General features: G+C 64.3%; 5 protein-coding genes. 1 reads left to right on the top strand and 4 read right to left on the bottom strand.

What is annotated here, in order from left to right; translation table 11 throughout:
* Positions 1-15: 15 nt before the first annotated feature.
* A complete protein-coding gene (locus ABYB95_RS18080; RefSeq protein ID WP_372660041.1) occupies positions 16-381 on the bottom strand; it encodes a DUF1304 domain-containing protein in 366 nt (121 codons plus the stop codon).
* Between the two features lie 51 nt (positions 382-432).
* The gene (locus tag ABYB95_RS18075; RefSeq protein WP_372660039.1) at positions 433-852 is read right to left on the bottom strand and encodes a MerR family DNA-binding transcriptional regulator; all 420 of its coding nucleotides are present in this window, start codon (positions 850-852) and stop codon (positions 433-435) included.
* Between the two features lie 165 nt (positions 853-1,017).
* Between ABYB95_RS18075 and ABYB95_RS18070 the strand changes: the two genes are divergently transcribed.
* Positions 1,018-2,106, top strand: coding sequence for an MBL fold metallo-hydrolase (locus ABYB95_RS18070; protein ID WP_372660037.1), 1,089 nt, complete (start codon positions 1,018-1,020; stop codon positions 2,104-2,106).
* A 17-nt stretch (positions 2,107-2,123) separates the two neighbouring features.
* On the opposite strand, the gene ABYB95_RS18065 is transcribed toward ABYB95_RS18070, so the two are convergent.
* Both ABYB95_RS18065 and ABYB95_RS18060 read right to left on the bottom strand, forming a co-directional pair.
* Complete coding sequence (locus tag ABYB95_RS18065) at positions 2,124-3,233, bottom strand: hypothetical protein (protein WP_372660035.1); 1,110 nt, start codon at positions 3,231-3,233, stop codon at positions 2,124-2,126.
* A gap of 45 nt (positions 3,234-3,278) precedes the next feature.
* The gene (locus ABYB95_RS18060) at positions 3,279-4,193 is read right to left on the bottom strand and encodes a M48 family metallopeptidase (protein WP_372660033.1); all 915 of its coding nucleotides are present in this window, start codon (positions 4,191-4,193) and stop codon (positions 3,279-3,281) included.
* Positions 4,194-4,256: the final 63 nt, after the last annotated feature.

Here is a 4,256-nt window from a genome sequence, read left to right as displayed (position 1 = left end):
TGAACCGGCGCCGGTTCAGGCCGCGCGGCTGAGCCAGACCAGCACCAGCCCCAAGGCGGCGGGCAGGGCTTGCACGTAAAGAATCTTGCGACTGGCCGTGGCCGCGCCGTACAGGCCGGCGATCAACACACAGGTCAAAAAGAACAGCTTCACGCCGAAACCTTCAGCGCCCAGCAGCAAGCCCCACAACAAGCCGGCGGCGAGAAAGCCGTTGTACAAGCCCTGGTTGGCCGCCAGCACCTTGGTGGCCGCCGCAGACGCAGGCGTCTGGCCGAAAGCACGCAAGCCAGCGGGCTTGTCCCACAAAAACATTTCGAGCACCAGAAAATACAGGTGCAGAAGCGCAACCAGTGCGACCACAGTATGGGCGATCCAGATCATGCGGGGCCTTTCAAAAACACCAGCGGTCGGGGCGGCTGGCGCGCCTGCAGCTTACGCGGCCCGTTCCGTTTTGGGGGCTTTTTCGATCTTGCCCAGCAAGGCGCGGGCTTCTTTCTCGTGCGTTTTCACCTCGTCCAGATTGGCCACCAAATCGGCCATCTGCTCCTCCAGCTGGCGCCGGTGTTCGGCCAGCACGGTGAGGAACTTGCGCAGCTGCGGCCCGGTATCGCGCGGGCTGTCGTAGGTGTCGATGATGTCGCGCGCTTCGGTCAGCGACAAACCGAGCCGCTTGGCGCGCAGTGTGAGCTTGAGCCGCGTGCGGTCGCGTGCGCTGTAGATGCGGTTGCGCCCGCCCGGGCCTTCGCGCAAAGGCTGTAAAAGCCCCATGTCTTCGTAGAAGCGGATCGCACGCGTGGTCAGATCGAACTCGCGCGCCAAATCGCTGATGGTGTAGGTCGGGTTGCTCGCCATGGTGTCGGATAGCAGACAGCACACTGGCGCGCCGCTGCGTAGAATGCCCTCAAACTTGACGTTTACGTTAACGTCAGTTCGTGCGATCTTAGTTCAATTTCGGCGCTCGCCGCCAGCGCACCCACCAGCCACCGGGTGCCCTCTCTTCACGGAAATACCCCCAGCATGACCGAACCCAGCAAAGAAGAACTCGAGGCCCGGTTGCATTACCCGCTGGGCGATGCCCTGCCCGAGCAAGGCCACACCATCACCGTGGCGCCCGGCGTGAAGTGGATTCGCATGGCCCTGCCCTTTGCGCTGGACCACATCAACCTCTGGTTGTTGCGCGACCAGATCGATGGGCCCGATGGTCCGGTACAGGGCTGGACGGTGGTGGACTGCTGCATCGCCCGCGACGAATCGCGTGCGCAATGGGAGGCCATTTTTGCCCAGGAACTCGAAGGCCTGCCGATCATCCGCGTGCTGGTCACCCACATGCACCCCGACCACATCGGCCTGGCCGGCTGGTTGTGCGAGCGCTGGAACGTACGGCTGTGGATCAGCGCCACCGATTACAACTCGGCCCGCATCGGCTCACAAAGCACGACCGGGTTTGGCGGCGCCAGCGCGGCGCGCTTTTTCGCCTCGCACGGCATGGTCGACCCCGACAGCCTGGAAAAAATCCGCGCCCGCTCCAGCTACTACCCGAGCATGGTGCCCTCGGTGCCGGCGCAGTTCCACCGCATCATGGACGGCATGGAGGTGGTGATTGGCGGGCACGCCTGGCGCTGCATCAGCGGCTATGGGCACGCACCCGAGCACATCGCCTTGCACAGCGCCGAGCTGGGGGTGCTGATCAGCGGCGACATGGTGTTGCCGCGCATCTCCACCAACGTCAGCGTCTACGACATCGAACCCGAGAGCAATGCGCTGCGGCAGTTCCTCGACTCCCTGGAGCGATACCTGCCGCTGCCCGAAGCGACCCTGGTGCTGCCCTCGCACGGCAAGCCCTTCAGCGGCCTGCACGAACGCATCCAGCAGCTGAAAAACCACCACCGCGACCGCTTGGATGAGGTGGCGCTCGCCTGCCAAGAAAAGCCGTGCAGCGCGGCCGACATCTTGCCGGTGATGTTCAAGCGCCCGCTCGATCTGCACCAGACCACCTTCGCCATGGGCGAAGCCTTGGCCCACCTGCACTTGCTTTGGTATGCCGGACAGCTCCGGCGCGAGACCGGACCCGACGGCATCTACCGCTTCGCGCCAACGCAGAGCTGAGCAGCGCCAGGCCCCGGCTAGCCTCGGGAGTCGTTCAAACCCAGTGGCGCCAGACTGCATGCGGGCGACGACAACATGGTTTTGTAGTGTTCGGCCGCGCCCGCCTGCTGCTCCGCGGGTACGCCGCGTGCCCACTCGCAAACAGCAGAAGAGACTTTCAGCTTCAAACGGCCGCTGGTGGATTCGTGCAGCAAAGTTCTGGCAGCGCCCTCGTGCCCGCTCCGGCTGGCCTGCAGCAAGAAGCTCTGGGCCTTGCCCAGATTCGGCGCAAATTCCGCCTCCCCCAGATAGGACCAGCCCAGCAGATACTGCACTTGCATGCGCCCCCAGCGCACGCCCTCGTCGTTGATCTTGCCCGAGCGGTACAGGATTTTCGGGGGTTCGCCCGAACCACTGGCGAACGCCTCCAGTTCGCTGACCGTGCCGTCGAACCAGCGCTTTTCGAGCTCCCACGCTGCCGCGCGGCCCGCCATCGGCACCTCTTGTTCGATCCACATGTGGTTGAAGTGCTGGGCCACCTCCAGCGGCGACATCGAAAGCGTCAACTGCGGTGCGTACAAGGCCTTCAAGAAAAACCGGTCGAGCGCGGTCAGTTGCAGCTGGTTGCCTTTGAAATAGCTCAGCACCGTGTCGCCACTCGGGTGCCCGGGCAAGCCCATGGCGTGCATCATCTCGTGCAGCACGCAGGTGTAGGCCCAGCGCGAGCTCAAAACCAGGTCTACTTTTTCGAGCCCTGCGGCTTCCATGTGGGGTTTGGCCCAGCACGCATATTGCCGGGCTTCCTCGTCGGTGAACTCCCGCACCTCGAAGAGCAGTTGGGCGCGCGCGTCACCCGCAGGCACTTCAACCCCCGTCCATCCCATCACATCCAGCACGGTCTTCAAGGCATCAACCGCCCAACGCCTGTTGGTGTTGTCCGATGAGGCGCTGAAGCTGTAGTGCAGTTGCTTCTCTGGCGTCAACGGCCAACGCGTGAGGCCGCGCAAATAGCCACTTTGCTGCCATTGCAACTGCCAGAACGTATCGAAATGGTCGGTGAGTTCGTCGGCACGGGCCACGGGGCCCGCCAGACACACACCGATCAGAACACCCCAAATCCAGCGCTGCGCGCCATGCATCCATGCCATGCCATTCCTCCCCGGTTCCCGAAGTTTGCTTTTTTATCGATCCCGCTATTCACCCGCCGACACAGCGCCCTCTTTCAACAGCAACTGGCGCTGCCGGTAGTCGGGCAGGATGGACGCCACCGTGCTCCAGAACTGCGGGCTGTGGTCCATGTGGCGCAGGTGGCTGAGCTCGTGCACCACCACGTAGTCCACCATCTCCAGCTTCAGGTGGATCAGGCGCCAGTTCAGGCGGATCGTGCCGTCGGCGCTGGCGCTGCCCCAGCGCGTGCCCGCGCTGGAGAGCCGCAGCTGGCTGTAGCGCACACCGAGCTGGGGCGCGAAGTGGTCCAGCCGCTCGGCGAACAAGGTCTTGGCCTGGCGCATGAGCCAGGCCTTGGCCGCGTCGCGTATCTGGGTTTCGGTGGCCTTGTGCGGCAGACCCAGGCACAGGCTGGGCAGCGCCCCCGGCACGGCGGCATCGCCCGGCACCAGCACGGCGCCGACTTGCTGAAACGTGTGCGTGGGGTCCAGCACCAGGCGGATGCGCTGACCCAGGTAGTCCAATTCGGCGCCATCGGCCCAGACGGTGCGCGCCTGCTCCAGCCGATCGGCGCGTTCGCGCGAACGCTGCAGCTTTTCGATCACCCAGGCCTGCTTGTCGCGCAACAAGGCCTCGACCTCGCCCACCGGTGTCCAGCGTGGTGCACTCACCGTCAAGCCATCGGTGCTGACCGACAGGCCGATGGTGCGGCGCTTGCCACGCTTGAATTCGTAGGCCACGTCGCAGCCGCCCAGGTGCAGCAAACGGTTGGCACGCGGGTGGTGCCAGGCAGCGGGTTGGAACACTTGAGACAGCGGCAATGCCGGTGGCGCGTCGGGCTCGGGCATCCGAGCGGTGGGCGCAGGCGCAGGCGATTTTTCGGGCACCACCGGATCCGGTCCGCCCAAAAAATCAAACGCCATTTGCAACAACTGCTTCATGCCTAGAAAGAACAGGATGGGGAGACTTCGAACCAACCAAAGACAAGCCAAGCCAACGAGAGG

Source organism: Hydrogenophaga sp. (genome assembly GCF_041633695.1).
Lineage (GTDB): Bacteria > Pseudomonadota > Gammaproteobacteria > Burkholderiales > Burkholderiaceae_C > Hydrogenophaga.
This window is presented reverse-complemented; position numbering and strand designations above follow the sequence as displayed.

What these genes read in the sequence shown, in the direction of transcription:
- ABYB95_RS18070 (WP_372660037.1), top strand. Translation starts at nt 1,018, where the DNA reads ATGACCGAACCCAGCAAAGAAGAACTCGAGGCCCGGTTGCATTACCCG.
- ABYB95_RS18060 (WP_372660033.1), bottom strand. Translation starts at nt 4,193, where the DNA reads ATGAAGCAGTTGTTGCAAATGGCGTTTGATTTTTTGGGCGGACCGGAT.
- ABYB95_RS18075 (WP_372660039.1), bottom strand. Translation starts at nt 852, where the DNA reads ATGGCGAGCAACCCGACCTACACCATCAGCGATTTGGCGCGCGAGTTC.
- ABYB95_RS18065 (WP_372660035.1), bottom strand. Translation starts at nt 3,233, where the DNA reads ATGGCATGGATGCATGGCGCGCAGCGCTGGATTTGGGGTGTTCTGATC.
- ABYB95_RS18080 (WP_372660041.1), bottom strand. Translation starts at nt 381, where the DNA reads ATGATCTGGATCGCCCATACTGTGGTCGCACTGGTTGCGCTTCTGCAC.